This is a genomic window from Acinetobacter sp. ANC 4178, assembly GCF_004331175.1.
Lineage (GTDB): Bacteria > Pseudomonadota > Gammaproteobacteria > Pseudomonadales > Moraxellaceae > Acinetobacter.
Genome location: NZ_SJOD01000001.1, coordinates 813,771 through 840,672 on the forward strand (window position 1 = coordinate 813,771; position 26,902 = coordinate 840,672).

At 40.0% G+C, this 26,902-nt stretch carries 25 protein-coding genes and 2 pseudogenes; 6 read left to right on the plus strand and 21 right to left on the minus strand.

Going from position 1 to position 26,902, the window contains the following annotated elements:
- Nucleotides 1-19: 19 nt before the first annotated feature.
- The 5 genes from paaE to paaA form a co-directional block, all read right to left on the minus strand.
- Nucleotides 20-1,078 carry a 1,2-phenylacetyl-CoA epoxidase subunit PaaE gene (paaE, locus tag E0H87_RS03815; RefSeq protein WP_131322379.1) on the minus strand — a complete coding sequence of 353 codons (1,059 nt, stop codon included), beginning with the start codon at nucleotides 1,076-1,078 and terminating at the stop codon, nucleotides 20-22.
- A 67-nt stretch (nucleotides 1,079-1,145) separates the two neighbouring features.
- The gene (gene paaD, locus E0H87_RS03820; RefSeq protein ID WP_131322380.1) at nucleotides 1,146-1,646 is read right to left on the minus strand and encodes a 1,2-phenylacetyl-CoA epoxidase subunit PaaD; all 501 of its coding nucleotides are present in this window, start codon (nucleotides 1,644-1,646) and stop codon (nucleotides 1,146-1,148) included.
- Between the two features lie 25 nt (nucleotides 1,647-1,671).
- Nucleotides 1,672-2,427: a 1,2-phenylacetyl-CoA epoxidase subunit PaaC gene (gene paaC, locus E0H87_RS03825; protein WP_131322381.1), complete on the minus strand. Its 756-nt coding sequence runs from the start codon at nucleotides 2,425-2,427 to the stop codon at nucleotides 1,672-1,674.
- 17 nt (nucleotides 2,428-2,444) lie between these two features.
- Nucleotides 2,445-2,735, minus strand: coding sequence for a 1,2-phenylacetyl-CoA epoxidase subunit PaaB (gene paaB / locus E0H87_RS03830; RefSeq protein ID WP_131322382.1), 291 nt, complete (start codon nucleotides 2,733-2,735; stop codon nucleotides 2,445-2,447).
- 30 nt (nucleotides 2,736-2,765) lie between these two features.
- The gene (gene paaA / locus E0H87_RS03835) at nucleotides 2,766-3,710 is read right to left on the minus strand and encodes a 1,2-phenylacetyl-CoA epoxidase subunit PaaA (protein WP_131322383.1); all 945 of its coding nucleotides are present in this window, start codon (nucleotides 3,708-3,710) and stop codon (nucleotides 2,766-2,768) included.
- A gap of 261 nt (nucleotides 3,711-3,971) precedes the next feature.
- Between paaA and paaZ the strand changes: the two genes are divergently transcribed.
- Together paaZ and E0H87_RS03845 are read left to right on the plus strand one after the other, a co-directional pair.
- Nucleotides 3,972-6,080: a phenylacetic acid degradation bifunctional protein PaaZ gene (paaZ, locus tag E0H87_RS03840; protein WP_131322384.1), complete on the plus strand. Its 2,109-nt coding sequence runs from the start codon at nucleotides 3,972-3,974 to the stop codon at nucleotides 6,078-6,080.
- 192 nt (nucleotides 6,081-6,272) lie between these two features.
- Complete coding sequence (locus tag E0H87_RS03845; protein ID WP_171458329.1) at nucleotides 6,273-7,718, plus strand: spinster family MFS transporter; 1,446 nt, start codon at nucleotides 6,273-6,275, stop codon at nucleotides 7,716-7,718.
- A gap of 268 nt (nucleotides 7,719-7,986) precedes the next feature.
- On the opposite strand, the gene E0H87_RS03850 is transcribed toward E0H87_RS03845, so the two are convergent.
- On the minus strand, nucleotides 7,987-8,895 hold the full coding sequence (locus tag E0H87_RS03850; protein ID WP_131322386.1) for a polysaccharide deacetylase family protein: 909 nt from the start codon (nucleotides 8,893-8,895) through the stop codon (nucleotides 7,987-7,989).
- A 521-nt stretch (nucleotides 8,896-9,416) separates the two neighbouring features.
- Here E0H87_RS03850 and E0H87_RS03855 point away from each other — a divergent pair.
- Together E0H87_RS03855 and E0H87_RS03860 are read left to right on the plus strand one after the other, a co-directional pair.
- Nucleotides 9,417-9,989 (plus strand): helix-turn-helix domain-containing protein, encoded by a 573-nt coding sequence (locus E0H87_RS03855; protein WP_131322387.1) that lies wholly within the window; start codon nucleotides 9,417-9,419, stop codon nucleotides 9,987-9,989.
- Nucleotides 9,990-10,022: 33 nt separating this feature from the next.
- Nucleotides 10,023-10,574 carry a GNAT family N-acetyltransferase gene (locus E0H87_RS03860; RefSeq protein ID WP_131322388.1) on the plus strand — a complete coding sequence of 184 codons (552 nt, stop codon included), beginning with the start codon at nucleotides 10,023-10,025 and terminating at the stop codon, nucleotides 10,572-10,574.
- A gap of 71 nt (nucleotides 10,575-10,645) precedes the next feature.
- On the opposite strand, the gene pobA is transcribed toward E0H87_RS03860, so the two are convergent.
- Nucleotides 10,646-11,860, minus strand: a complete 1,215-nt coding sequence (gene pobA, locus E0H87_RS03865; RefSeq protein ID WP_131322389.1) for a 4-hydroxybenzoate 3-monooxygenase — start codon at nucleotides 11,858-11,860, stop codon at nucleotides 10,646-10,648.
- Nucleotides 11,861-12,001: 141 nt separating this feature from the next.
- On the opposite strand from pobA, the gene E0H87_RS03870 reads away from it, so the two are divergent.
- Entirely contained in the window at nucleotides 12,002-12,817 is an 816-nt protein-coding gene (locus tag E0H87_RS03870; protein WP_131322390.1) for an IclR family transcriptional regulator, read from the plus strand.
- Nucleotides 12,818-12,979: 162 nt separating this feature from the next.
- Here E0H87_RS03870 and E0H87_RS03875 read toward each other — a convergent pair whose 3' ends face one another.
- From E0H87_RS03875 to dsdC, 11 genes and pseudogenes are all read right to left on the minus strand, one after another.
- Entirely contained in the window at nucleotides 12,980-13,576 is a 597-nt protein-coding gene (locus E0H87_RS03875) for a hypothetical protein (RefSeq protein WP_131322391.1), read from the minus strand.
- A 357-nt stretch (nucleotides 13,577-13,933) separates the two neighbouring features.
- Nucleotides 13,934-14,497, minus strand: a complete 564-nt coding sequence (locus E0H87_RS03880) for a hypothetical protein (RefSeq protein WP_227547299.1) — start codon at nucleotides 14,495-14,497, stop codon at nucleotides 13,934-13,936.
- Nucleotides 14,498-14,582: 85 nt separating this feature from the next.
- A pseudogene (locus E0H87_RS03890) lies at nucleotides 14,583-15,167 on the minus strand (IS5 family transposase); the annotation flags it as partial.
- Nucleotides 15,167-15,332, minus strand: a pseudogene (locus tag E0H87_RS03895) (helix-turn-helix domain-containing protein); the annotation flags it as partial. The pseudogenes E0H87_RS03895 and E0H87_RS03890, both read right to left, overlap by 1 nt.
- A gap of 264 nt (nucleotides 15,333-15,596) precedes the next feature.
- A complete protein-coding gene (locus E0H87_RS03900) occupies nucleotides 15,597-16,118 on the minus strand; it encodes a hypothetical protein (RefSeq protein WP_131322392.1) in 522 nt (173 codons plus the stop codon).
- 160 nt (nucleotides 16,119-16,278) lie between these two features.
- Nucleotides 16,279-16,800: a hypothetical protein gene (locus tag E0H87_RS03905; RefSeq protein WP_131322393.1), complete on the minus strand. Its 522-nt coding sequence runs from the start codon at nucleotides 16,798-16,800 to the stop codon at nucleotides 16,279-16,281.
- A gap of 2 nt (nucleotides 16,801-16,802) precedes the next feature.
- Nucleotides 16,803-17,510: a hypothetical protein gene (locus E0H87_RS03910; protein WP_131322394.1), complete on the minus strand. Its 708-nt coding sequence runs from the start codon at nucleotides 17,508-17,510 to the stop codon at nucleotides 16,803-16,805.
- Nucleotides 17,501-17,926, minus strand: coding sequence for a hypothetical protein (locus E0H87_RS03915; protein WP_033847080.1), 426 nt, complete (start codon nucleotides 17,924-17,926; stop codon nucleotides 17,501-17,503). Before E0H87_RS03915 ends, E0H87_RS03910 begins: the two co-directional genes overlap by 10 nt.
- Before the next feature lies 1 nt (nucleotide 17,927).
- Nucleotides 17,928-18,443 carry a DUF4123 domain-containing protein gene (locus tag E0H87_RS03920; protein WP_131322395.1) on the minus strand — a complete coding sequence of 172 codons (516 nt, stop codon included), beginning with the start codon at nucleotides 18,441-18,443 and terminating at the stop codon, nucleotides 17,928-17,930.
- Nucleotide 18,444: 1 nt separating this feature from the next.
- Complete coding sequence (locus E0H87_RS03925) at nucleotides 18,445-21,075, minus strand: type VI secretion system Vgr family protein (protein ID WP_131322396.1); 2,631 nt, start codon at nucleotides 21,073-21,075, stop codon at nucleotides 18,445-18,447.
- Nucleotides 21,076-21,452: 377 nt separating this feature from the next.
- Entirely contained in the window at nucleotides 21,453-22,364 is a 912-nt protein-coding gene (gene dsdC, locus E0H87_RS03930; RefSeq protein ID WP_131322397.1) for a DNA-binding transcriptional regulator DsdC, read from the minus strand.
- Between the two features lie 246 nt (nucleotides 22,365-22,610).
- Between dsdC and E0H87_RS03935 the strand changes: the two genes are divergently transcribed.
- On the plus strand, nucleotides 22,611-23,948 hold the full coding sequence (locus tag E0H87_RS03935) for a D-serine ammonia-lyase (RefSeq protein ID WP_131322398.1): 1,338 nt from the start codon (nucleotides 22,611-22,613) through the stop codon (nucleotides 23,946-23,948).
- A 114-nt stretch (nucleotides 23,949-24,062) separates the two neighbouring features.
- Here E0H87_RS03935 and E0H87_RS03940 read toward each other — a convergent pair whose 3' ends face one another.
- The 3 genes from E0H87_RS03940 to E0H87_RS03950 form a co-directional block, all read right to left on the minus strand.
- The gene (locus E0H87_RS03940) at nucleotides 24,063-24,836 is read right to left on the minus strand and encodes an alpha/beta fold hydrolase (RefSeq protein WP_131322399.1); all 774 of its coding nucleotides are present in this window, start codon (nucleotides 24,834-24,836) and stop codon (nucleotides 24,063-24,065) included.
- 186 nt (nucleotides 24,837-25,022) lie between these two features.
- On the minus strand, nucleotides 25,023-25,370 hold the full coding sequence (locus E0H87_RS03945) for a YadA C-terminal domain-containing protein (RefSeq protein WP_131322400.1): 348 nt from the start codon (nucleotides 25,368-25,370) through the stop codon (nucleotides 25,023-25,025).
- 275 nt (nucleotides 25,371-25,645) lie between these two features.
- Nucleotides 25,646-26,902, minus strand: coding sequence for a monooxygenase (locus E0H87_RS03950; RefSeq protein WP_131322401.1), 1,257 nt, complete (start codon nucleotides 26,900-26,902; stop codon nucleotides 25,646-25,648).

Sequence of the window (26,902 nt, forward strand, 5' to 3'; positions counted from 1 at the left end):
TACCGCTCCTTGTTCGGGCTTATGCGTCAAAGCTCAAACGAACATTGGCTGAAGTCGGTAATGCCTGACAGCTCAACACATAACCTTTCTCAACTTCATCTTGTTCAAGGCTGTAGTTGATCGCCATTTCGACCTGACCTTCCAGCACCTTACATTTACAGGTTGCACAGACACCGCCTTTACAGGCATACGGCAAGTCCGCACCTGCACGAAGCGCTGCATCTAAAATGCTGTCATCTTGTTTAGACACTTCAATGATCAGTTCACGACCATCCAGAATAATGTTGACCTTTTCTTCATTGCGGCTTTCGATTTGCTGTGCTGTCGCTCGTGGTGCTGTGCCCGTGTTAAAGCGTTCGGTGTGAATTTTGCTGCGTTCAATACCGAATTCTGGCAGCACTGTTTCCACCGCTGTCATCATTTCTTCTGGACCGCAGGCAAAGCAATGATCTGTGTCTGCCTGAATCAATTCAGCCTTGAACAGTTGTTGTAATTTTTCTGCGTCAATGCGACCGTTAAAAATTTCACTGTCGTTCATTTCACGAGAAAAGATATTGATCAGTTGTAAACGCTCTTTAAAACGATCTTTTAAATCCATGATTTGTTCTGCAAACATGGTTTGTTTCCAAGAACGGTTACCATAGACCAACGTGAACTGTGCATCCGCTTGACGGTTTAAAACCGATTTCACAATCGATAAAATTGGGGTAATACCACTGCCCGCAGCAAAACCAAGGTAATTTTGACCACCCACTTTGGCGGCTTTTTGGAAGAACACGCCTTGCGGTGGCATCACTTCAAGTACATCGCCAGCTTTTAAGTGATTATTGGCCCATGTTGAAAATTGACCTTGATCAATTTTCTTGATCGCAATACTCATGTCTTCCGCGACATCGCTACAAATGGAGTAACAACGACGCAGCTCACCGTCATCCGTCATATGACGAATCGTTAAGTGTTGTCCTGGTTGATATTCAAATGCAGCGAACTGCTCAGGTGCCAAATCAAATGCAATGCAAATTGCCTGTTCAGTTTGAGGCTGAATAGATTTAATCGTTAATGGTACAAATTGGCTCATCTAAAATTCCCTCTTTCTTTTCGATTTTTCAATGTGTGAGACATGGGTTCTTTGGAAATGTCTTGAATTAAATGCACTTGAAATAATCGAAAGGTTCTAAGCAGTCTTGGCAACGATATAAGGCTTTACATGCTGTCGAACTAAATTCACTTAATAATTTGGTGTGCAGACTGTGGCAACGCGGACACTGAATACCATCGGTCAAAGCGACATGCGTACCACAACTGTGAGCATTCCCCTGCGGCGGTGCAATGCCATATTGCTGCAATTTTTCTTTACCCGCTTCACTCATCCAATCCGTAGTCCACACTTCGGAAAGATCTACTACCACTTTTACTGGGGTCAAACCTTTGGCTGCAAAAGCTTGGGTAATATCTGCCGTTAAAACATCTGTCGCAGGGCAACCGCTATAGGTTGGCGTGAGTCGCACGACAATTTCATTCTGCGCGTTGAGTTCAACACCACGAATCATGCCTAAATCGAGTACCGACAAAACTGGAATTTCAGGATCAGAGACCTGAGCCAAAACACTCCAGCATTCATCTGCGACATGTCGAATTAAATTCATACGACTCACTCCCTGTGATTTCGTTTTACCAAGTCATATTTGGATATGAACGTTGTATGTATTGCATTTCTGCGAGGATGTAACCTAAGTGTTCCGTGTGCAGTCCTTGTTTTGCACCACTTCGATAGGCACCAGTCTCTGGAAGACTGAGTTGCATACGGACAAGTTCTGATTGCACAATCTCAAGCCATTGATCTTTTAAAATTTCAAGATTTGGAATTAAACCTGTATTCACCAACTGCATTTCAGCCGCGCTTAGTTGGAACAATTCTTGAGTAAAACGCCACAACTGGTTTAAACCATTTTGAGTTTTTTCATGTGCTTCGCCAGTGCCCAAGCTCAAACGCTCCATCCATGTGGTTGAGAAGCGCAGGTGATATTTCACTTCTTTTAAAGATTTGAGCGCAAAGGCAGAAACATCGGCATGGTTGCTGTTGGTTAACGCTGCCAACAACAATGCGTGGTAATGATCCATCAACCATTGACGTACGATGGTTTGAGCAAAATCACCATTTGGCTGTTCAGCCAACAATAAATTACGGTATTCACGTTCTGTTCTGAAATACGCCAGTTGGTCTTCATCACGACCTAAACCTTCAATCTGACCTGCCAGACTTAAAGCTGTACGAGCCTGACCTAGTAAATCCAGACCAATATTGGCTAAAGCAATATCGAGTTCTAACTCCGGCGCATGTCCACACCATTCAGCCAAACGGTGTGACAAAATCAGTTGACTATCACCGACATGTAATAGGAATTCTGCTAAAACTTGTTTACTCATGTTTTTTCTCCCTTCCCTTACATGTGCTCAATGCCATCTGGAATGTTATAAAACGTTGGATGGCGATAAACCTTGTCTAAAGACGGATCGAAAAATTCTGGTTTTTCATCTGGCTGAGAAGACGTGATCAGTTCAGATTTAATCACCCAGATACTGATGCCTTCATTGCGACGGGTATAGACATCGCGTGCATTTTGCAATGCCACTTCATCATCTGGAGCACGAATACTACCGACATGACGATGACTTAAACCTTGTTTACTACGCACAAATACTTCGTAAAGTGACCAGTTATTTTTGTTATCCATGACCTTATTTCCCTTCATCTCTGATCTGAATTAAGCAACTTTCTGTGCTTGCTGCTGTTCTTGCTGTTTCTTGGCATACACTGCGGCAGATTCACGTACCCATGCACCGCCTTCCCATGCTTTACGACGCGCTTCGATACGCTCGTGGTTACATGGGCCTTTGCCTGCAAGTACGTCAAAGAATTCATCCCAATTCACTTCACCAAATTCGTAATGACCTGTGTCTTCATTGAACTTTAAGTCTGGATCTGGAACGCTTAAACCAAGTTGCAGCACTTGCGGTACGGTGTTGTCGACAAATTTTTGACGCAAGACATCATTACTGAAGAGTTTGACTTTCCATTGCATACTCTGTGCGCTGTTTGGAGAATTATCATCACTCGGGCCAAACATCATCAGGGCTGGCCACCAAAAACGATTGACGGCATCTTGCGCCATTTGCTTTTGCTCTTCGGTGCCATTCGCCAATTGCATCATGGCTTCAAAACCTTGACGCTGATGGAAGCTTTCTTCTTTACAAATACGCACCATGGCACGCGCATAAGGACCATATGAAGTACGGCAAAGCGCAACCTGATTCACAATTGCAGCACCATCCACCAACCAGCCAATCGCAGCAACATCTGCCCAAGTAAGCGTTGGATAGTTAAAAATCGATGAATATTTCATCCGACCCGCAATGAGCTTGTCCATCATGTCATCACGGTCTGCACCTAAAGTTTCGGCGGCACTGTAGAGGTATAACGCATGCCCTGCTTCATCTTGGACTTTCGCCAACAATACGGCTTTACGTTTTAAGGTTGGCGCCCGTGTAATCCAGTTCCCTTCTGGCAACATCCCTACGACTTCAGAGTGTCCATGTTGACCAATTTGGCGAATTAAAGTTTTACGGTAAGCATCTGGCATCCAATCCTTTGGCTCAATTGAAATGTCCTTTTCAATGCGCTGATCAAAAGCTTGTTGTTGGTTATTCATTTTTCCCTCACTTATCCCAAGTGTCGATACAATTAAATTAAAACGATACAAAAATAAAATCAATATTAATTTTTAGGTATCATTTAATTAAAACTCACATTCTTATTTAAATTATTGTTTTAAATGTATTTATTTAAGTTTATTTTTTATTTTGAATTTTTCTCATACGAATTACGATTGACTTTTACACGTTTTAATACCAAATTATGAAACATCAAAATTAAAAAACAGTTTAAAACGTATCATAAAAGGAGTTTTACCATGCTAGAGTTAGACAACAACTCAGTGGAGCAACACGATACAACTGAAGACCACCAAACTCAGACGCTTAAAACCCTGAGTTCGTTGGTGTATGGGCAGGAATATTCTTCTCAAGCGGAATTACGTACGGTTTATCATGCCATTACAGGTGAAGCGATTTACCAAGTCAGTAGCCACGGCATTAACACCAAAGCCATTGTGGAATATGCGAAAAAGCAAGGCGCAGAAATTGCCACATGGACTTTCCACCAACGCGCTAATGCTCTGAAACAAGTGGCACAATATTTATTGGAGCGTAAAGAACACTATTACGAACTGGCTAAAGCAACGGGCTGTACCCGTAAAGATGCATGGATTGATGTCGAAGGCGGCATTGGGACTTTATTTGCTTACTCAAGCCTTGTGCGTCGTGAACTCAGTGATGAAACGGCTTTGGTTGAAGATGCATGGATTCCATTGTCTAAACACGGCAATTTTGGTGCTAAACATATTCTGACCTCTAAAGCAGGTGTAGCACTGCATATTGATGCCTTTAACTTCCCAATTTGGGGCATGCTAGAAAAAATTGCACCAACCCTCTTGGCGGGTGTGCCATGTATTGTGAAACCTGCAACTGAAGGTGCTGAGCTTACCCATGCGGTGGTGAAAGATATCTTGGCAAGTGGCTTCTTACCAGTGGGTTCACTCCAGTTAATCTGTGGTCAAATTTATGATTTAATTGAACAATTAAACCCACAAGATACCGTTACCTTCACTGGTTCAGCAGCGACTGGTCAAAGCCTGCGCGCGAATCCACACTTAAACCAATACTCAATTCCATTCTGTATGGAAGCCGATTCTGTCAACAGTGCGATTTTGACCGAACAAGCCAACGACGAAACCATTGATTTATTTGTGCGTGAAGTGTTCCGTGAAATGACCACCAAAGCAGGACAAAAATGTACGGCGATCCGTCGTGCCTTTGTACCAGCAGCTTTACTCGAAACCGTACAAACACGCTTAGTGGCTAAACTACAAAAAGTGGTAGTAGGTGATCCTGAGCTTGAAGGTGTCACCATGGGTGCATTGGCGAGTGTGAAACAAAAGTTTAGCGTTGCGGAAAAAGTGGAACAACTCAGCCAAGATGCCAAAGTTGTACTTGGCGGCCACTTACGCAAAGACTTCGAAATTCAAGCAAAAAATCCTGAAAAAGGCGCTTTTTATCCACCAACTTTATTGGTCTGTGAACAACCTACCGAAGCCAAACATATTCACGAAGTGGAAGCATTTGGTCCAGTTTCTACCCTTATGCCCTACCAAAATCTAGCTGAATTGGCAGATTTGGTGGCGCGTGGTGAAGGCAGCTTGGTGGCATCCGTAGTGCGTAATGTCGATGAAAACATTGAAGCTTTAATTACCAAAATTGCCCCATGGCATGGTCGTGTACATATTTTAGATGCTGAAAGCGCGAAAGAAAGTACAGGTCACGGTTCGCCACTTCCATACTTGGTGCATGGTGGTCCAGGACGTGCGGGTGGCGGTGAAGAACTCGGTGGTTTACGTGCAGTCAAACACTACATGCAACGTACCGCTTTACAAGGTTCACCCAATGCCCTGACTCAAGTTGGTCATAGCTGGACAGCAGGTGCGCAAGTGTTTGAAGACCGCGTACATCCGTTCAAAAAAGACTTTGATGAACTGCGCGTGGGTGAACGTTTACTCACCGCACGTCGTACCGTCACCGAAGCAGATATCGTCAACTTTGCCTGCTTAAGTGGCGACCATTTCTATGCACACATGGATAAAATTGCTGCGGCAGATTCGCTGTTTGGAGATCGTGTAGCGCATGGTTACTTTATTGTGTCCGCAGCAGCAGGTCTGTTTGTCGATGCCGCTGCAGGTCCAGTGATTGCCAACTATGGTATGGATAACCTGCGTTTTGTCGAACCCGTAAAAATTGGCGATACCATTCAAGTCGAATTGACCTGTAAGCAAAAAACACCGAAACCTTTACGTGACCCCAAACAAAAACCTCATGGTGTCGTGGTTTGGGACATTAAAGTGAAAAACCAGCGTAATGAATTGGTGGCCACCTATGATATTTTGACCTTGGTTGAACGGGCTGCCTAAGTCTGATGTATAATAAAAGAGAATCATATGATTCTCTTTTTTTTATAATACAAAATAAATGTATCTTTTAATCACAAAGTGATTGACCCCGCCTGATTTAACCCGTAGATTAAAAATAAGAAGATACATAATAAAAACAAAAATAAATATAAAAGTATCAAATTAACTCAAACAGTCAGCACAGGAAGTTGCGTGATGAACGATAAATCCATCGATATAGAACTGGTTGAAAGGACGATTCAACCAGAAGCACAAAATTTTGAACACAGCCCAGTTTCAGACCATTCGCCTACGCATGATGAAACGGCGCAAACTCGTAGCAGTGCCTACCATTGGTATGTGGTGGTCATTTGTATGGTGGCCTACATTCTTTCTTTTGTAGATCGTCAAATTTTATCCTTGATGATTGAACCAATTAAGCATGACCTAATGCTGAGTGACACCCAATTCAGCTTGTTGCAAGGTTTAGCATTTTCATTGTTCTATGCTGTTATGGGTGTACCGATTGCAGCCCTTGCCGACAAAAAATCTCGGATTAAAATTATTGCAATTGGGATTGCCTTCTGGAGTTTTGCTACGGCGGCCTGCGGTCTAAGCAAGAATTTTCTGCAAATGTTCCTGTCTCGCCTTGGTGTGGGTGCAGGTGAAGCAGCACTTTCTCCTGCCTTCTATTCCATTGTTGCCGACTTATTTCCAAAGGAAAAACTGGGGCGTGCCTTAGGTCTGTATGCCATTGGCGCATTCATTGGTTCGGGGCTTGCCTTTTTAATTGGGGGGTATGTGATTGGTTTACTCAAGAATGTGAACTTGGTGACGCTACCACTGATTGGCGAAATTAAAACTTGGCAACTCACTTTTATGCTGGTCGGCTTACCAGGGGTTTTATTGGCCTTACTGATGATTCTGACTGTGCGGGAACCTGAACGTAAGGGTTTGAAAATTGGTCAAGATGGTCAAGTGCTAAAAGCCTCTTTCAAAAATTCGATCGCCTTTATTAAAACCCATAAAAAGACTTTCTTCTGTCATTTTATCGGCTTCTCTTTTTACACCATGATGCTGTACGCATTACTCGGTTGGGCACCCGCCTTCTATATGCGTAATCATGGTTTAGATGCTAGCCAAACAGGTTACATCCTTGGCACGATTATTTTGATTGCTAATACCTCGGGCGCATTATTCTGCGGATGGTTGATCGACTTTTTCTCTAAACGTGGTTATAGCGATGCAGCCATTCGTAGTGGCATGATTGGCTGTGCCGCCCTAATTATTCCAAGTGTATTATTCACCCAAGTCGATAATATGTACTTATCCTTTGCCCTGATTTTTGTGGCGATGTTCTTCTCGACTTTTCCAATTCCAGCATCAGCGGCAGCCACCCAAATGCTCACGCCCAACCAATTACGTGCCCAAGTCTCAGCCAAGTTCCTTTTGGTGTCAAACTTGATTGCTTTAGGTATTGGAACTACGGCAGTTGCTTTAATTACCGATAAATATTTCCAAAATACCGTGATGGTGGGCAATTCAATTTCAATTGTGAATGCTGTAGCAGGCGTACTCGGTACATTCTTACTGTACAAAGGCTGCCAATATTATCGTGACAGTATTCAAGTGGAAAAACAGGCTGAACACGCACAATAACGATGTGACATTCAATCTATACAGCGAAAGGTTTGCCTTTCGCTTTTTTATTTACTCACGATAAGACGCCTTGGATCAGTCTATTTTCAACCTATCATTGAGCAGAAATCACTTCTACACCCGTTTACTTTATAAGATGCATACTCTTCTTCTAATAGACACCAAATCTCACAAACCAATGAACAGAGAGTCGTATCTAACTTGGACACTTTAAATGGGTTCTAACATTTTGATTTCGTATACCCGCCATTATGTTAAATAGCATGATCTAATGGGTAATATTCAAACCATTTTTTTTCAAATTTGGATATTCATATGGAGCATCTTCAGCTGGATAACGTAAATTTTTAACACCATAAATTTGTGCAATATTCCATATGATACTTTCACCAGCAGGCAATAAGTTTGGCTGAACTTTATAAATAGCATCTTGATAAGCTGTATCACTATCAATAAATTCCCAACCTTCTGCCTTGAAGGAATTGATGATGTCTCTTAGCCAAGCTGCATTAATCGCTCTAACATGAAGTAAAAGCACATGCTTTGGTGAACGTCCTAATGTTTCTAGCGCTAAATTAGCGTAATATTTTGCTCGATCAAGTAGATGGAAAATATAGGCTTGTTTTAATTTTTCCAAGCTTGCTTGATCTTTTTCTTGCTGATATTTCAAAAATAATTGGTTGTAATACCAATCACTAGCATCAATGCTAACAGCACCAGATTGATAGTTATTGGTAGTAAGCCATTTTCGTACACCATCCCTTTTTTCTAGAGTATTTCCCTCTTTAAGAAATGGAAAGCGATAACGTGGTACAAAGCCTTCTAATGAAGAAAAGGCTTGATGACCTTCCTGCATGTCTTGTAAATAATCAGATAAATTCACTTCATTTTTATTCAGATTTAGATGTAAATTTCCATGATTACCAATACGATGTCCTTGTTTCCCCCAATTAGAAACAATATTCAGCCCTTCTGCTCCTCCAATTTTACTTATACTGGGATAAAAGATTGCATGAATTTTATTTTGTTTTAAGGCACTTAAAATATTCTCATTGATTTGTTGGGCTTCTGAATTAATTGATGGATCTAAACCATCATCGAAACTTAATGCTACGCTTTTTGCGATAGCTACATTAGATAAACCTAAGAAAAAACTTAAGATAATTTTTTTAAGCATAAAGTGACTCTATTATTTGAAATTACTTATGATGAATCACTAGCCTAACATTTTATTTTATAGTTAAACTTTCCTAAAATTAACATAATGCACGTTATAGGTAATGCTTGAAATTTTCCTTTAAGCAACAATATCTTAGTCAAAGCTGTTCTAGGGTTCATCGCACTGGAACAGCTTTTTAGTGATTTTTCATGTTCCACGATCAATAAATAATCAAAGTTCCACGGTTTTGTGTAGTCTCATTTAACCCTAAAACAGAAAAAAATGTCCAGATGAAATAAGAATAGATGTCCAAGTAGTTAGTGATTTTGCAATAAGATTTCAAGCATATTCCATCTTAGCTTTATTCGCACTTCCTGATGATTTTTAAATAGATGTAAATGATCGACTGTTGATTGATCTCGCTTCCCATCTTCGAAACTGTATCTTCAGGATATTGATTGGCATCATTTTGCGGTAAAAATCTAGTATCTTAAATTATTTCCAATATACTGGATTTTAAATTCTTATCAGATCCTGACATGGATATTCATCAACAGATCTCACAGCGTATTCGTGAATTGCGTCTAGCACGTGGTTATACCTTGGAAGAACTCGCTGCACGCAGTAATGTCAGTCGCGCCATGATTTCTATGATTGAACGTGCGGCGGCAAACCCCACTGCTGTGGTACTCGATAAGCTTGCGAATGGGCTAGGCGTTTCACTGGCCAGTTTATTTAACGGTGCAACAAACACACAACCGTTCAATCCTTTACTACGCCATGCCGAGCAACCCGTTTGGCAAGATCCTGAATCTGGCTATATTCGGCGTAGCCTCACCCCTCAGGGTTTAAAAACTTCAACGCAACTGGTCGAAGTGCTTTTTCCCGCACAGGGGCGTATCACCTATGATCTGCCTCAACGTGATCAGGCCATTCAACAGCAAATTTGGATCATTGACGGGCAACTTGATATTCAATTGGGAGAGCAATGCTATCAACTCCTTCAAGGTGATTCTCTGGCTATGCTTTTAGATCATCCCATTATTTTTAGCAATCCTAGTGCAGAACCTTGTCGCTATGTTTTAGCGATTGAAGATAGAAAAACCCCATAAATATACGCCCCTTACCTCTGCTTGGAGCCTGTGATGTCACAAAATGAAGTCTCAGCAACCGAATTAAAACTGATTGACTGCAATGAAACCGAGCACGCAGCCGCTATTTTAGAGATTCTGAATGAAGCGATACTGAATTCCACCGCTCTATATGACTATCAACCACGTACATTACAAAGTATGCAGTCGTGGTTTGCCATCAAACGAGAGCAAAATTTTCCTGTGCTTGGCATCGTTAATTCGACTGGAAAATTACTCGGCTTCTCGACATGGGGAAGCTTCAGAGCTTTTCCTGCCTATAAATATACCGTCGAACACAGCGTTTATATTCACCATGCACATCGTGGTGGTGGGCTGAGTAAAATATTGATGCAAACCCTAATTGAAAAAGCACAGCAACAACAATTACATGTGCTAGTCGGATGTATTGATGCAGATAATACCGCCAGTATTCAGTTACATCAAAAGCTCGGCTTTACCCATTCGGGTACAATTCGACAAGCAGGATTTAAATTTGGACGCTGGTTAGATGCCGCATTTTACCAACTAACGCTTACGACCCCGCTACATCCTCAGGATGGCTGACTCAGTCTTTCACGGTATTTAAAACAAATAAGGGAGCATTATGCTCCCTTATAAATGGCTACAAAAAAGGGTTAACTGGCCTGCTGAAATTCACTTAAACGCTTAATTTCATAAGGTAAACCGACATAATTTTCCGCCAATGTGGTTTGTCCTGCCAATGAGCCAAGGACATAACTCAATTCTGCTTGTTTAATCTTATGATCAAACTCACTTTCGGTTTCAAAACGATGCAATAAATGCGTCATCCACCAAGAAAAACGTTCAGCTTTCCACACCCGTTGTAAACATTTTTCCGAATATTCCTCAATGCCCTGCTCGGAGCCATCTAAGTAATACTGAATTAAAGCACTGGATAAATAAGCGATGTCAGAAGCTGCCAAATTCAGACCTTTCGCACCTGTTGGTGGGACAATATGCGCCGCATCGCCTGCCAAAAAGAGTTTGCCAAAACGCATCGGTTCGGTCACAAAACTACGTAATGGTGCAATGCTTTTTTCAATGGATGGACCTGTGACGAGTTTTTCTCGACTTTCAGGGTCTAGGCGGTTTTTCAATTCATCCCAAAACTGTTCATCAGACCAGTTATCGACATGATCGGTTAATGGCACTTGTAAATAATAACGGCTGCGCATTTCTGAACGCATACTGCACAAGGCAAAGCCACGCTCCGACTGTACATAAATCAATTCATCGGCCACAGGCGGTACATCGGCCAGCACCCCCAACCAGCCAAAAGGATAGACTTTTTCAAAAGTTTTAATCTTATCTTTAGGTACACTGGCGCGGCACACGCCATGATAACCATCACAACCTGCAATAAAATCACACTCAATTTGATATGACTGGTTCTGATATTCAAAAGTGACTTTCGGCTGCGTATAAAAATCATCAACCTGCACATTGTGTGCTTCATAGTATGCGCTTAAACCCGCTTGCTCACGGGCCTGCATTAAATCTTTGGTCACTTCAGTCTGACCATATACGGTCACATGCTTACCACCTGTCAGCGCAGCTAAATCCAGTCGATGCTTTTGTCCTTGGGTCAAAATTTCAATGCCTGAATGTGGTAAACCATGCGCTTTCAGATTTTGATCAACACCTGCTTCGGTCAATAAATCAACCGAAACTTGCTCTAAAATCCCTGCGCGAATACGCGATGACACATAGTCGGCACTGCGCTGCTCAATAATAATATGATCAATGCCTGCTTTATAAAGTAACTGTCCGAGTAACAGCCCTGCAGGACCTGAACCAATAATTGCGACTTTGGTTTTTACAATTTCCATGCTGTTCATCCTTGTTCGTTCCTAATTTCAGATTACGCTGGGATGTTTTTTTGAGCTATATCGCTATTTTTAAATTGACCGTATATCATTAGAGTTGTCCGTATATCGGACAAAACCATGTCAATATTTGGAAAAAGCAGCATGAACACTGAACAAGATCATCTGTTGCATCCGCTGTCTGAAGAGGTTATTCCGCAGGCGGACTACATTGCAGGATTAGCTAAAGGTTTACATATTTTAGAAGCTTTTGGGGTAGATCGGCAGCGCCTGAATGTGACCCAAGTGGCTGAACGCACGGGCATCAGCCGGACTGCTACACGACGCCATTTAAAAACTTTAAAGTTTTTAGGATATTTAGACAGTGATGAACATTATTTTTGGTTAACCCCGCGAGTCTTACGTTTTTCCAGTGCTTATTTAAGCTCGGCTCATCTTCCTAAAGTGGCACAATCTTTACTGAATTTATTGTGTGCACAGACTTCTCTGACCTTTTCCATGGTCGTTCTGGATGAACATGAAGTGGTACCGATTGCCCGAAGCTATCTCCCACAACAAGATCAGTTTCGGGTCAATCCATATGGTATGCATTTGGGCAATCGCCTGCCTGCACATGCCACTTCAACAGGTAAAGTTTTATTGGCCGCTTTATCGAAAGAAACACAACAGACTTGGGTCGATAAATATGGACTAAAACGCTTAACCCCGCTCACCATTACCGATAAAAATCAGTTTTATGCCGAACTCGAAACTGTTGCATTATCGGATTATTGTCTTTCTAAAGAAGAACATGAGTTGGGGATTATTGCACTTGCTGTACCCGTGTTAAATGCACAAGGTCAGACCATTGCCGCCATTAATTGTATGTCGCAAAGCAACCGCACCAGTGAAGAGTATTTAATACAACAAGTTTTACCCTTATTAAGACATGCGGCAAATGAGTTACGTGGCTTAATTTAAGTCATATTCAGACTTAAGCCCCTACTCAGACATTGAAATGTTGGAGATTTAATCCAGAACATATAACTGAATGAATCGCACCAATGTGTTCAGCAGAAAAAAACTATGACAATTGCATGGCTTTTTTCAATTTTAAGAGATCAAAAAAACTGATCTTCCCTCTTATTTCACAGGAATCATAAGATGTTGATAAGGCGTACCTGACCACATGATATAAGGGACTGTGGTATCAGGCTGTGCACTCTTTGGATACATATCATAAAAACTTTGCGATGCACCCACAATCATGACATGTGGACCTGTTTGCAGCCAATGATTGTTTGCGGTTGGCTTGGTTGCATAAGGATCAACATTGCTCGCATCAGTCCCTCCCATAAGCATGTACATAAAACCAATTTTACCTTCTACTGGCTTTTTATGACCAATCCAAGCTTCTGCCCATGCTAATGCGGCGGGGTCCATACACATCGGGTCTGGGCCTGGTGATGCAGGGTTATCTGGCATGCAGGTAAAGTTATTTTGTCCTTTACGCAAAACGCGCATTTTTCCATTGGCATCCATTGCCACGATGGTCGCTTCAGCACTGACATTCATTGGTGCCGCACTCATAGCACTCATCATCGCTTTTTTATCATCGGCGGAATGCGAGCTATGCATTGCCATGTCCATACTAGGACCGTTGTAATCATCCATAGCGAAAGTCATGGGGGACAATAAAGAAATACATCCAGCAGTTATTAAAAATTTGAGGAAATTCATGGCATATCCTCCGATTTTGAGGTTAAGTGTGTAATGAAAACTTTCGTTCTACACTACACCTGCCATAGCTTTTAAAAATGGAATGAAACTCAAGATTATCATTCTTATCAAGTCTATTTTTTAGCCAAAAAAGGACAAAGTCAATATCATGGATACCTTATATTACAAAAGATAAAATTATATAAAAATCAGCACTATGACGCTTCACTCTATTCATTCTGTGTTTCTTTTGTTCTATATAATTTCCGGAATTTTGTATGACTAACAATACTACTATACAAACAAGCCAATGAGTCATCTTGTGAAAACATCGGCTTAAGTAGGATTCGAGTTAAAATTACGTTCTAATTTAATAGTCTATTCACGTTTATCACTAGATTGAATAATAGAATTTTTTGATATTATTATATTATCAGCTACTGTTTTGCTTTTTTGGGTAATCCCCCCAAAAACAATTTTGCAAGAAATATCTTTAAATAGCATTTTTTCAACTTGCTCTTTTTCTGCACAGATATTCATTGACTCATCTTCGCAAAATTTAAAGTATCCCTGTGAAATATATTTCTTATTTTCAATTCGCCCTTCATCTATATCAACCGAACCAACAACAACATAATTTTGAATCCCATCACACTTTAAGCGTGAATATTTATATTTTTCTCTTTGATAATAATCACTTAAATTTGTTTCTGTTACTACATCAAATTTAAATATACCACCACTTAACCCATCTAGATAAGAGTATGTTAGATTAATTAGACTTAGATCATTAACAACTACGTCCTTATCATTTTTTTCTAAAGGACTACATGCTAATAATAAAACACAAGTTAACATTAATAGGAAAAATTTTATTTTAGACAACTCTCTCAATAAAATATCTTGGGCACTTGAATTACCAATAATTTTTTCTTGTATCATCAGTCTAAAATCCGCATGTCTATAATTTGTCACGGCTTTGTTGCATAAACATTAAAAAGTTAAATTTACCCAGATCTACACAAATTTAAGTTACAACTCGAGTATGTGGTCGGCCTAATTCCGTAAACTTATTTAAGACTGCCACTCGTGTATGAATCTCATTCACTTTGCTTTGAAAGTTCCTAGCACGGAGTTTATCCCCCAATAATTTGATGCAATGCATCTTGGTTTCAACCAAACTTCGGCGATGATAGCCTGACCACTTTTTCCATATGGTTCCGCCTAAACGTTTAACTGCTCGAAGTAATTCATTTCGCTCTCGCGAATGAACTTTCGTATCTTTCCATGGCTTCGCATTTTTCCTAGGTGGAATCACCACATGTGCTTGCCGATCCGCAATGACCTGACGGCACTGCTTAGTATCGTAAGCTCCATCACTATAGACGGAATGGAGTTGTTCATCTTGTGGAATCTGATTGAGTAAATCACCGAGTACCTGTGCATCACTCACAATGTTGGTCGTGAGCTGAACAGCTCGTATTTGTAAGGTTTCAGCATTTATACCAATATGTAATTTACGCCATTGGCGGCGATATTCAGGGTGATGTTTCTTTCGTTTCCATTCTCCTTCACCTAGAAACATTAAGCCAGTAGAGTCGACAAGTAGATGATGAGTGAATCTACATCACCTGATTCAACAAGTTCTTGATAACGGTTAAAGGTATCTCCAGAGACAACCATGACTTTACGAGCTCTGGATACATTCCTGAAGTTCTTCGGCTAAATTGAGTAAGCCTACTTTGTGTTTGATGATTTGATTGTTAGTATGCAACATAAGAAAGTTACCTTTGTTTGATTAAGATTCGACACCTTTATCAAAATGGGTAACTTTCTCTTTTTCAAGATCAATGTCTGATTAGATCTGAACTAATACACATAATTAACTCTTCAACATTCCACCTTTCATTACATCTAAGTCAATATGTCTACAATTTTGCCATTTCTTATCTACCAAGACGCTATAAGTTATCAGAACCCAATATAGTCTTATTCTCTCCTTCAAAACCAGCTCAAGAGTGAGCTTAAATTTTTAGAAAATTCACTCATCATCAAAATTCAAATTACTTTCTTCAAAAGATTTTAAATCTTTAAAAGTCATTTTCTTTTCAAAAACTGTTTTGAAAATAGTATCTATCTTTTGTAATGCTACTGGATTATTAAAGTCGAAAAGAATAGCAATCTCATTATACCACTCATCTTCTGGAGCATTTGTTTCCCATCTATCCCCCCAACGGTCATCTCTACTTATTTGAACTGAAAAATAAGCTTCACCATTATTATGTTGTATTATTTCTCTTGTTCCTAAAAAAATAACTAATTCTAATTCCGGCAGTTTACATGTTAATGGAAAAGCAACTATTCCCTCAGGATTTCCTCTGAACTCCATATAACCGTAAGCATATGACCAATCTGTATACGATTCTTCTGGGATATAACACTTTAAAATATTCGTCAAACATAAAAACATAGCGCAGTAATCATCATAATTAGTATTCCAATTTAAAAATGGAAACTGAGGATGATTACGAAAGAAATTTACGACTTGCTCAATTTTACTCATAATTAACTCTTAGTATTTCACCTTTCATTACATATAAGTCAATATGTCTACAATTTTGCTGTTTCTTATCTAGCAAGGCACTATAATTTATCAGAACCAAATAAAGTCTTATTCTCTCCTTCAAAACCAACTCAAGAGTGAGCCTGAATATTTACACAACTCACTCATCATCAAAATTCAAATTACTTTCTTCAAAAGATTGTAAATCTTTAAAAGTCATTTTCTTTTTTACGATATTTTTCAAAATCATATCTATTTTTTGTAAAGCTAAAGAATTATTAAAATCAAAGGAAATAGAAATACCATTATACCACTCATCTTCTGGAGCATTTGTTTCCCATCTATCCCCCCAACGATCATCTCTAGTTACATAAATTCCCAAATAAGACTCATCTAATTCTATTTGTTCAATTTTTCGTGGACCGAAAAATAAACATAATTCTAACTTTGAATTTATACACGTCAGTGGAAAATCAACTATTCCCTCAGGATTTCCTCTGAACTCCATATAACCGTAAGCATATGACCAATCTGTATACGATTCTTCTGGGATATAACACTTTAAAATATTCGTCAAACATAAAAACATAGCGCAGTAATCATCATAATTAGTATTCCAATTTAAAAATGGAAACCGAGGATGATTACGAAAGAAATTTACGACTTGCTCAATTTTACTCATAATTAACTCTTTAATATCTCGCCTTTCATTACATCTAAATCTATTCTTCGGCAGTCTAAAGGTGGACGTACTTCACCAATACGATGTGTTCCATCAAAACTAAAGGAATGTTTACCAACAGTAACCCCATAAGGCACTTTCTGTTCCATCCATTTTATTAAAGCTTTATATGCCTTCGTTGCACCTTTATGATAATCATTAGGATTTTTAATTTTTTGATCAGGTTTACTATGCCCTTCTATTTTTAACATAGCTATACGCATTGAAAGTGCATATTGCTTACATAAAAGTAATGGGGGTGGGACTGGTTGATTTGTCCAAGCACTACCAGCTTCAGTTGCAGTTACAATCATGCGATATCCATTTTGTGCTTGGATTCGACCACTGTGTTGCCCTTTATTACATTCTTTATTATTACTACTGCAAGATTTTTCTAACTCTTTAGTCTTTGCTTTACTTGATGCTAATGCTCTATCTTTTTGTTCCTGTGAAATAGATGACCGGCTATCCTCTATATCCTCTTCTGCTACATTAATATTAATATTATGCATTCCTGAAATTGTCCCATCACCTAATGTGGATGGGGTTAAAACTCCAATCAATATTGCGCCGATAGGATTTGCTCTAGTACCTGTTTTAACAACAGTACCTGCCGTTTCAGAGACTGTTCCCCATCCACCAAAACTACCTATATCTGCTGCTACTGCCATGTTTCTTTCTCCAAGGCAGCATAGAATTTTTGGGATTCAGAATTATTCAAGCAACTTTCTACAATCCCTGCTAAAACATCTATTCTTAAATATGGGGGCCATAACCTTTCTTCTAAAATTCCCCTATTCCATTTGTCTTCATCAATATTATATTTATTCACAATGAAGCAAATCTCCCCATAGACCGCGCGCCATTTGTTGTAGTCGATGTCGTCTTCTAAACCATGTAAATATTTTTTCACGCGAGTTTGAGCAAGAAGTAAAAAATCAACACCTTTCTTCTCATCATCATCAAAATATTTTTTGGAAAGCGATGGAAATTTTTCTTTTAACCTATTCCAATTCCACAAAGCTAATTCTTCTTCACGATCTGTAATGAATGAATCGATTTGTTCTTGCGTAAACTTAATTGCCATATCAATCGCTCACTAAATTATTAAAGGTGTCGTTGGCTTGCTGAACCCACCAATTATTCAAGGGCTTAAATAATTTTTGATATTCCTGCTCATCCAACATCTTATCTAGGATTTTAGTAATGGATGGATCATAAAACCGGAACAAAGCCAGCTCACCATTCGGCATCTCGGCCTGTAAAAATGGCTGTAAATGCTTTATTAGTGATTGTTTAGACAAAGATGTTTCTATCAGTGAAAACATCCCTATATTCTCGCTGACTAAAAGCGTCCGTTGCAGTACTTCATTATTTTCTTGTTTGATGTGCAGCAACAAAGGAGATACTTCTAAAGGTGAAGTTTCATCGATAGTGCCGTGAAATAAGTTCCCAATTTGATTGAATTGTTTTTCCGGCAATGTCTTTAACCACCGTCTGATGTAGATATGATTTTTTGCAGTATCTAAAAGCAAATAAAAATTTAAACTTGGATTCGATTCTTGCTGTTGAGAAATATGATCAAAGAGCTGATTAGTATTCATATCAAATTTCCCGATGTACAAACGGTAATGATTTCCTAGCCGCATCTAATAAACATGGAATACAGATTTTGCTAGAAATATTCGGCAACTGAAAATTATGATTGCTCCCTTTAAGAAACTTAGTTTGAGAAGATTTTACTTCGACTAATCCGGGGCTATTAATTTCAATTGAACCATCAGTTTTTATTTTGATGTACCCACCACCACAAGTCAGCATAATTTCTTTTTTGGCTGCAATCGTGATGGCATTTTCAGTACTCATAATCTTGCAATCTTTTAAAGATGCTAAATCTAGCTCATCATTTTGTGCATGAATCTTGATATTCCCTTGTGAGGCAAAAGCATTAATTCCCTTTTCTTGTGTATAAAAACTTAAGCCTTTTGCTGCATGAGCAGTCAATTCACCAGATGAGCTCAAATCAAATTGTTTCCCAGCCATCATTTTTAGATTGTCTTTAGCAACATGAGTTTGATTTTGCTGGCTTACTGAAATAAAGTCCTTGGGAGCACTGACTAAAATATTAGATTCTTCGAATTTTTCTAAGGTACTCTCAACTTGAGTTAGAAGACCTTGACTAATTTGATAATTTTCATCTTGAAAGACTTTACTGGTTCGAGCATTGTTTTCTAGGGTTTTAAGTTGATCTAATGACTCCTTCAATTGCATTAACAGTTCTTGAATATTCAATTGAATATCTGAAGCATTATTTTGGCTTGCAGCACTAATTAGTAAACCTTTACCTGCACGTACTGCCCCCCAAGCATCAGTACGCAGTTCAAAGCCTTCTCCTCGGTCTTCACTTTCTTCGGTGGCTTTGGGATGACTCAGTTTACCTAAGTTGAGTTGACTTGCCGCATGGCTGCTTTGCAACTGGGCACTAATTTGACCTGTGGTGTCATCAAATCGGAGCTGGTTAAAGCCCTCTCCCTGATATTCTTTAGATTTAATGCCTGCCAGTTTTTTGGTATCAGGCAGTTGTCCTGCATGATCGAATTTTGTAGGAGAACGCTGTGCTTCATGAAGACGTCCCACCACGAAAGGACGATCAATGTCTCCTTGAAAGAAGTCAATGACTACAATTTCCCCAATTCGTGGCAAGAAACGTGCCCCGTAGCCTTCACCTGCCCATGGGGTCAGTACATCCACCCAAGCAGAGTCCGTATCGTTATCATTGCTGCCCGCACCACCATCATGCGTATGGTCTTCATTTCTTGTGAATAGAAAGCGAACTTTGATGCGTCCCCATTCATCGACATGGATTTCTTCACCATTCGGTCCAACCACCTGAGCACGTTGCGGGTGAGCAAGTGGTCGATGCTGCTCGGGATGATAAGCGGGGACAGTTTTAATCTGTCGACGTTGTAAGCTCAGCAGATTGCCTTGGCGTTGTTCACTTGCAATGCTGCTCTGTGTAGACGTGAATTGCCAATGACTTTGTTGGAGAAGTTGCTCCAATTGCTGGTTTAAATCTTTCGGTAGGTTATTTTGGCTATAAAAGGTTTTTTCTGTAATGAGAAATTCTTTGTCTGCACCACTGTGTTGATTAATTTCTGGATGATCTTGCAGTTCAAACCAGTAACCCACATGAGCATCTCGCACCGTAGACTGTGCACAGAAATGCTTGGCTTGTGCATGGTAATAGTCCGATAGCTGCTGGTTAAATTGTTCTAGTTGCGGATTGCCCGATGCTGTTGCACCATCCTCCCCATTCAGGTCTTGCATCCATGCAGGTGCAAAATGCCATGCTTGCTCTAGTCCTAAACTCGCAACATCATATTGCTCACTCTGCTGATGTTTGCTTTGCACGCTGCCTGCACCATCATCTTGGGTCAGTGCATCAGCTTGCCAGCGCTGAACATGCACTGCTGTGGGCTGTAACTGGCGTTGTGCCTGCCAATCGATAATGCTATCTACGGCTTGAACGGCACTGCTTTGATGAAAGCGAATAAAACGTCGTGGCAGAGCTTGGTAGTGTTGGTTATCATCAATTAAGCGTAGCTTTTGTGCTTGAATCGGTTGGTGAATTTGGGCAAGCAGTGTTTGGGCTTCATCAATCAGCCAACTCATCCCTTCGCTTCTCATTAGGCGCGTCAGAAAATCATAATCACTTTCATTGCTTTGCATGATGAAAGGTCGAATGTCGTACTCTCGGCTCAACCCTGCTAAATCAAGGCTCAGGCTTGCCGCAAATAGCGGACTTTTTTGTTGCCACTCTTGGAACAGAATGTTGACCACATCCACCACATTTTTATTCATAAACACACGACTGTTACGGCGTTGTTTCCATAATGTGGTCGGGTCTTCAAGTGTGAGGCGATATAAGGTCAGTGCACCATCACTTGCTCCAGCTTGAGCTTGGGTGATGATCCCTGTGATACGGCTCAATTGGCCTGTGTCAGTCACTTGGTCTATAGCAACCTGACAGCCAATAAACTGTTTTAGCGGAATAAATGCATGTGTCGACAAGCAAATTAAACTGGCGGTTAAGCCTTGATTTAAGCCATGCGTCCCATCTATTCGCTGTAAATAGACCTGCTGATTCAGCAACGCATTGGCAAACTGGATATGTAATACACGCTTTTGTGTAGTGAATCCCAGCTGTTCAAAAGCAGCATAAATATGATTCAACATAATGTTTTTAATAAATATAAAGTGGATGTCGTAATTATAAAGTTTGCGGTATAGTATAAAAATTTAGCGTTTTTGACCAGCGCCAAGCTGAATTTTATGACACTTTATGACGTAAATTGACAATCTAGAAAGAAAATTATGCAGCATTACTCACGTTACAGATGAATGGTGCTGTGATTGAAAATGCTTTGAGCATTCAACTCAAAAAAATAATTAATATAAATAAAAATCAATATGATAAGTTTAATTTATTTTTAAACCTCTCTCCAAATTCTGAGATACTTTACAAAATACTGATCAACAGAATATTCCACCTAATTCAGGCTTTCTGTGTTTACAAAATTATTTCACTTCAACCACATAGCATTATTCAAAAATCAGGTCTGTGCTTTTAACCATGTTACAAAAGCATCGACTTTCGGCAACACCCGACCTTTCGGCAAAGCAAGGTAATAATGCTGTTCACATGCCAAAGACATTTCAGGAAATGGGATTATTAATCTTTCATTTTCAAGATCTTGTTGCACTAACTTTTTTCTCCCCATGCAAATGCCCAAATGCTGTTTTGCAGCCAAGAGCGCCAAATCTGAGCGATCAAACTGCATGCCCTTTGACGTATTCAGTTCTACTGCAAAATGACTTGCCCAACTCCGCCACTCTTCAGTTCCCGTACCGTTGTGCCATGCTTGGCTGTCATGCAACAAAGTACAATCTTTTAAATGCTGTGCATAACCAATTAAATTCATTTTTTTCGCATATTCTGAACTACAAACAGGTACGATGTGTTCATCCATCAAGTAATCATAATTTAAATGTTGTGATGATTGATGGCCAAAATACAGCGCTAAATCAATACCTGTGCGTTGAAAATTCACCATCTCATTGCCTGTTAAAATGGACAATTCGATCAATGGATATTGTTGGATAAAATCCTGCAATTTAGGAATCAGCCAACATTGAGTAATCGAGGGTCGTGCATAGATGGTGAGAGAACCTGCCAAAGCCTGATTTTGAATTGCTTTTATTTCAGTATTTAAATGGTCAAAAGATAGTTGCAAAGCCGCCAGCAATCTGTGTCCTGCATGGCTCAAGACCACTTTACGATGCAACCGTTCAAATAATTGGATGTTGAGTTCTTTTTCTAATTGATTAATTTGATGGCTGACAGCACTCGGTGTCAAACATAACTCAGCGGCTGCCATGGCAAATGATTCGTGTCTTGCAGCAACTTCAAAAGTATAAAGTTTGGATAACTGAAAACCTGTTAGGTTGTTATAGAACATACTCATTTGTTTTATCTCTATTCATGGCTCTCATCTTGATAAAAAAGTTAAGCATACGTTTTAACTTAAAATCAATTCATCTAAATATGTTTTATTCAACACTAAAGCACATTACAGATGAATTATTTTCACGCATAAATCAAATATCATCATTTGACCCCGTGTAGTAAATACATTGAAATAAGCTCACCGTCATTGTCTTGCCACTGAATATTTCTGTTTTTAGCCTGCAAAACCTATATGAGCCATCACATGAATCCTCAACAGATCCAGCAACTCACTCAACAGTACCCCGTCGTTAAAACATTGATCGAACTGAAAGAAACCATTTGGTTTAATCCTGATTTCACGACATTAGCAGAAGGATTGCCTTATGTTGGACTTCATCAGGCAGATATTGATGACGCACGTGAGCGTTTAGCTCGCTTTGCACCCTATTTAATGACTGCATTTCCAGAAACGGCCGCAAACAATGGCATCATTGAATCTGAACTGGTATCTATTCCAAAGATGCAACAGCAATTAGAGATACAATTTGAACAAAAAATTGAGGGAAAACTTTGGCTTAAAAAAGATAGCCATTTACCCATTTCTGGCTCGATTAAAGCCCGTGGAGGTATTTATGAAGTGCTCTATTTTGCAGAAAAACTAGCACTCGATGCAGGCTTACTCACCCTTCAAGACAACTATGCCAAATTAAACTCGTCTGAATTTAAAAAGTTTTTCAGTCAATATCGTATTGCAGTAGGGTCAACTGGAAATCTAGGGCTATCGATTGGCATCATGAGTGCACAACTGGGTTTTGATGTAACAGTACATATGTCGGCAGATGCTCGGCAATGGAAAAAAGACAAATTACGTGCACATGGTGTTATCGTAGTTGAATACACAGAAGATTATGGTGTTGCAGTTGAAGCAGGACGCAAAGCCGCGCTTTCAGATCCAAACTGCTATTTTATAGATGATGAAAACTCCAAAAACCTGTTTTTAGGCTATGCCGTGGCAGGGGAACGTTTAAAGCAGCAATTACAACAACGTGATATTCAAGTCGATCAAGAACACCCTTTATTGGTCTACTTACCTTGTGGTGTCGGTGGTGGCCCAGGTGGTGTGGCCTTTGGTTTAAAAATGGCATTTGGCGATCATGTGCATTGTTTTTTTGCCGAACCAACACATTCTCCTTGCATGTTATTGGGCATTGCCACGGGCTTGCATGATCAAATCTCAGTACAAGACATCGGCATCGACAACATCACCGATGCAGATGGACTCGCTGTTGGCCGTGCTTCTGGGTTTGTTGGTCGTGCTATGCAACGTTTATTGGATGGTCTTTACACTTTGGACGATCAAACGCTCTATTTATTGCTGGGTTTGCTGGATCAAACCGAAAAACTGCAATTAGAACCTTCAGCTCTAGCTGGCATGTTGGGGCCCGTACTCATTTCAAAGCATCCTGAATATGCTGCAATGCATCATTTCACGGCGCAACAACTGCAGAATGCCCATCATATTGTTTGGGGCACGGGGGGCGGCATGGTGCCAAAGGAAGAGATGGCAAACTATTTAGCCAAAGCAGCTACATCAAATTAAGTTTTTTCTGCCAGTTCACTCCAGCAGTGTAGAAACAGTGCTTCAGCACATAGGCTAAAGGTGTGTTTCTACATTCTTTTCAACCTCAATGAAATACAATCCATACCGCATGATTTAAATGTCTTTGATAAAATTATGAATCAAATTCAGGACTTCAGTTTCTTTTTCTTGATGCGGAAAATGACCACAATCCTTTAAAATTTGTAGTTCAGTCTCGCCCGCTGCCAAATCAACAAAACGTTGGGGTTGAGCCAACGTTGCATATTCATCTTGCTCGCCATGAATCACCAACATTGGACAGTGAATCTGACGAATCTGGTCATTAATATTCCAATCTACAAATGTAGGGGACAACCATGTATCCGTCCATGCATTTAAAACCCACTGCGCTTTATCGCCATGAAATTTTGCTAATCGCCCAATAAATTTTTCATTATTAAAACTATGTTTAGCTTTCAGGATACCTGCTAGGGTTACATCTTCGACTTCAGTTTGTGCTGAAGCCGTAATGACGGCACGACATTGTTCTGGATACACTCCTGCACAAACTGCTGCCATGCCACCTCCAACACTGTGTCCCATAACCAGAAACTGCTCAAGCTGAAAATGCTGTAGCACCTGTTGAAATGTAGAGGATGCTTCATCGGTCACAAAATTTAAATTTAACTGGGCTAATGGCGATGACTTACCAAAACCTAGACGATCATAAGCAATGACATCCCTTTGCGTCGTTGCGGCAAGTTTCTCAGGAAAAGCTTTCCAGAGTTCTACACTTCCCAATGATTCATGCAATAAAATGATAGGGGCTTGCTGATTCACTCCAACTGACCATCGCTTTATATAAATTTGCTGATCTGCAAAGTTTATTATTTGTTCTAAAATATTCATTCTCTTTTACTTTTGATTAAAATTCCATATAGGTTCAGATACTAATCAAAAATAAAGAAAAGTGGTGACCCATGATTCAATCTTGCAATACATATAGTCATTGAGCACAACCCAATTGCATGACTTAGAGCCTCATCTATTTAGGTAAAAATGAATCCGTGGTTAATTTTGTCTTAAACCATCCGATTAAAAATGGTAACCAAAGCCAACCGTCGCACCTGTATTCTTCTGACTATCTGTTGTAGCTCCAAATTTAACGGTAACACCACTTTCAAATACTGCACTTGCCCCTATCGCCACAGCCGTTTCACCTCGATAGCTTGCTCCTGCAATACTAAACATCCCTCGACCATAATCAAATGCCTGAGGTAGCCATGTTAAAGCCATGGCACCTGCAATCCCAGCGCGTAATTCATCATTCTCAGATTGAAAAGTTGCTTCAAGATTACTGATACGTTGGTCTGTATATTCATTGGCTGATTTTAAAATGTGATTATCTCGTGCAATAGCCTCTGCCCGATCAACTTTGCTCACTGCAATATTATCGACATAAGTCTTATCCGCTTTGATTTGCTCAAGTCTGATTAACTCCGCATCTTGAGTTTGGTTTTTGGTATTTTGTTCTGCTTTATTTTGGGCAATAACCGTATCTTGTGCCGTATTTTTTGCGTCTTGTTCGGCTTTATTTTGCGCAATAAGCAGGATTCTAGTTATTTAGATCAGAATATTTAAAATAAAAACCGATCCTCATTCTTTTTAATAAGCATAGAAAAGCCGCACAATATGCGGCTTTTTAATTTCAATCCATTTTAAGCCGCAATTTCTTTTTGATTAAGCACTGGGCTGTTTCCAATTTGCCAAACATAAGGCAACGGCGCTTGATTTACCACCCAATCTCCTATCACCTTCTGTTTATAAATAAGTGGATTATGGGAAGAAACCACACGTGCATTGCGCCAGAATCGGTCTAATTGCTTTTCTGTGGTACTGGCAGACGCACCGAGTGCATTAAACAGTTCAGTCGTTAAATTCAGCACCAGTTCAGAAATGACCACCTGCCCTTGTGAAGATGCGAGTTCAGCAGAGTCATTGGCTTGTAGTTCCACATTTTCATCATTTTGGAAATGACTCAAATACGCGTTGTCCAATGCTTCGGCAGTGCTTAAAGTAATTGCTTCAGCCGCATAGGCCTGTGCAGAGGCTTTACCAATCACTTGTAAAATTTGTGCATCATTACGAACCAAATCTGCATTGCCATGACTGAAGATGCGGGTACGCTGACGCACTTCATGCGTAAAAACTTCTACCGCATTTTGTGCAATACCCGCCAAAGTTGCTAAATGCACGACTTGATAAAATGCAGTTTGATATTTAAATCTCTCTTCAAATGGCAAGATGTGATCACGGGTAACTTCAACATTTTGAATATTCAAAGTTCCGCTACCTGTGGTTTTCTGACCAAAACCATCCCAATCATCAACAATTTGAATACCCTCTACCTGTGTTGAAACCGCAGCAATAACGTGCTGATTTGTGGTTTCATCGAAGGCAAATAAATCAATCCAATCTGCAAAAATAGTCCCTGTCGAATAATATTTCTGACCATTTACAGAGAGCTTGCCACTTTGTGACTCTGTCACACGCGTGACGACATCACCTATTTCTACGTTGCCTATTTCCGTCCATGCATTTCCTACAAGGTCACCTTTTACAAAGCGCTCAAACCATAAGGTTTGTGGCTCTGTCTTATGGGCATTTAAACGATCTTCCACAAAAGCAAAATGTCCACGCAATGCCTGAACCACATTAGAATCTGCTTTTGCTAGCTCAATTAAGAGTTGAAAGAGCTGCTTTTGCGATACGCCATCTCCACCAAAAACGACAGGAACACGTAGCGCGCCAAATCCCGCCTGCTTTAACCATTGAATCGGGTCATAAGGTAATATTCGGTTTTTTTCACGCTCTAGTGCGCCCTCTGCGATGCGCTGAAAAATAGCACGGAATTTTCCAGCCACTTGCTCGTAATGAGCGCCTAAAGACAAGTTTTGATTATTTTGAATAGTCAT

Bases quoted from the DNA above. Each gene is read 5' to 3' on its own strand.
- paaE (WP_131322379.1), bottom strand. From the start codon at position 1,078: ATGAGCCAATTTGTACCATTAACGATTAAATCTATTCAGCCTCAAACT.
- paaD (WP_131322380.1), bottom strand. From the start codon at position 1,646: ATGAATTTAATTCGACATGTCGCAGATGAATGCTGGAGTGTTTTGGCT.
- paaC (WP_131322381.1), bottom strand. From the start codon at position 2,427: ATGAGTAAACAAGTTTTAGCAGAATTCCTATTACATGTCGGTGATAGT.
- paaB (WP_131322382.1), bottom strand. From the start codon at position 2,735: ATGGATAACAAAAATAACTGGTCACTTTACGAAGTATTTGTGCGTAGT.
- paaA (WP_131322383.1), bottom strand. From the start codon at position 3,710: ATGAATAACCAACAACAAGCTTTTGATCAGCGCATTGAAAAGGACATT.
- paaZ (WP_131322384.1), top strand. From the start codon at position 3,972: ATGCTAGAGTTAGACAACAACTCAGTGGAGCAACACGATACAACTGAA.
- E0H87_RS03850 (WP_131322386.1), bottom strand. From the start codon at position 8,895: ATGCTTAAAAAAATTATCTTAAGTTTTTTCTTAGGTTTATCTAATGTA.
- E0H87_RS03855 (WP_131322387.1), top strand. From the start codon at position 9,417: ATGGATATTCATCAACAGATCTCACAGCGTATTCGTGAATTGCGTCTA.
- E0H87_RS03860 (WP_131322388.1), top strand. From the start codon at position 10,023: ATGTCACAAAATGAAGTCTCAGCAACCGAATTAAAACTGATTGACTGC.
- pobA (WP_131322389.1), bottom strand. From the start codon at position 11,860: ATGGAAATTGTAAAAACCAAAGTCGCAATTATTGGTTCAGGTCCTGCA.
- E0H87_RS03870 (WP_131322390.1), top strand. From the start codon at position 12,002: ATGAACACTGAACAAGATCATCTGTTGCATCCGCTGTCTGAAGAGGTT.
- E0H87_RS03875 (WP_131322391.1), bottom strand. From the start codon at position 13,576: ATGAATTTCCTCAAATTTTTAATAACTGCTGGATGTATTTCTTTATTG.
- E0H87_RS03880 (WP_227547299.1), bottom strand. From the start codon at position 14,497: ATGATACAAGAAAAAATTATTGGTAATTCAAGTGCCCAAGATATTTTA.
- E0H87_RS03900 (WP_131322392.1), bottom strand. From the start codon at position 16,118: ATGAGTAAAATTGAGCAAGTCGTAAATTTCTTTCGTAATCATCCTCAG.
- E0H87_RS03905 (WP_131322393.1), bottom strand. From the start codon at position 16,800: ATGAGTAAAATTGAGCAAGTCGTAAATTTCTTTCGTAATCATCCTCGG.
- E0H87_RS03910 (WP_131322394.1), bottom strand. From the start codon at position 17,510: ATGGCAGTAGCAGCAGATATAGGTAGTTTTGGTGGATGGGGAACAGTC.
- E0H87_RS03915 (WP_033847080.1), bottom strand. From the start codon at position 17,926: ATGGCAATTAAGTTTACGCAAGAACAAATCGATTCATTCATTACAGAT.
- E0H87_RS03920 (WP_131322395.1), bottom strand. From the start codon at position 18,443: ATGAATACTAATCAGCTCTTTGATCATATTTCTCAACAGCAAGAATCG.
- E0H87_RS03925 (WP_131322396.1), bottom strand. From the start codon at position 21,075: ATGTTGAATCATATTTATGCTGCTTTTGAACAGCTGGGATTCACTACA.
- dsdC (WP_131322397.1), bottom strand. From the start codon at position 22,364: ATGAGTATGTTCTATAACAACCTAACAGGTTTTCAGTTATCCAAACTT.
- E0H87_RS03935 (WP_131322398.1), top strand. From the start codon at position 22,611: ATGAATCCTCAACAGATCCAGCAACTCACTCAACAGTACCCCGTCGTT.
- E0H87_RS03940 (WP_131322399.1), bottom strand. From the start codon at position 24,836: ATGAATATTTTAGAACAAATAATAAACTTTGCAGATCAGCAAATTTAT.
- E0H87_RS03950 (WP_131322401.1), bottom strand. From the start codon at position 26,902: ATGACTATTCAAAATAATCAAAACTTGTCTTTAGGCGCTCATTACGAG.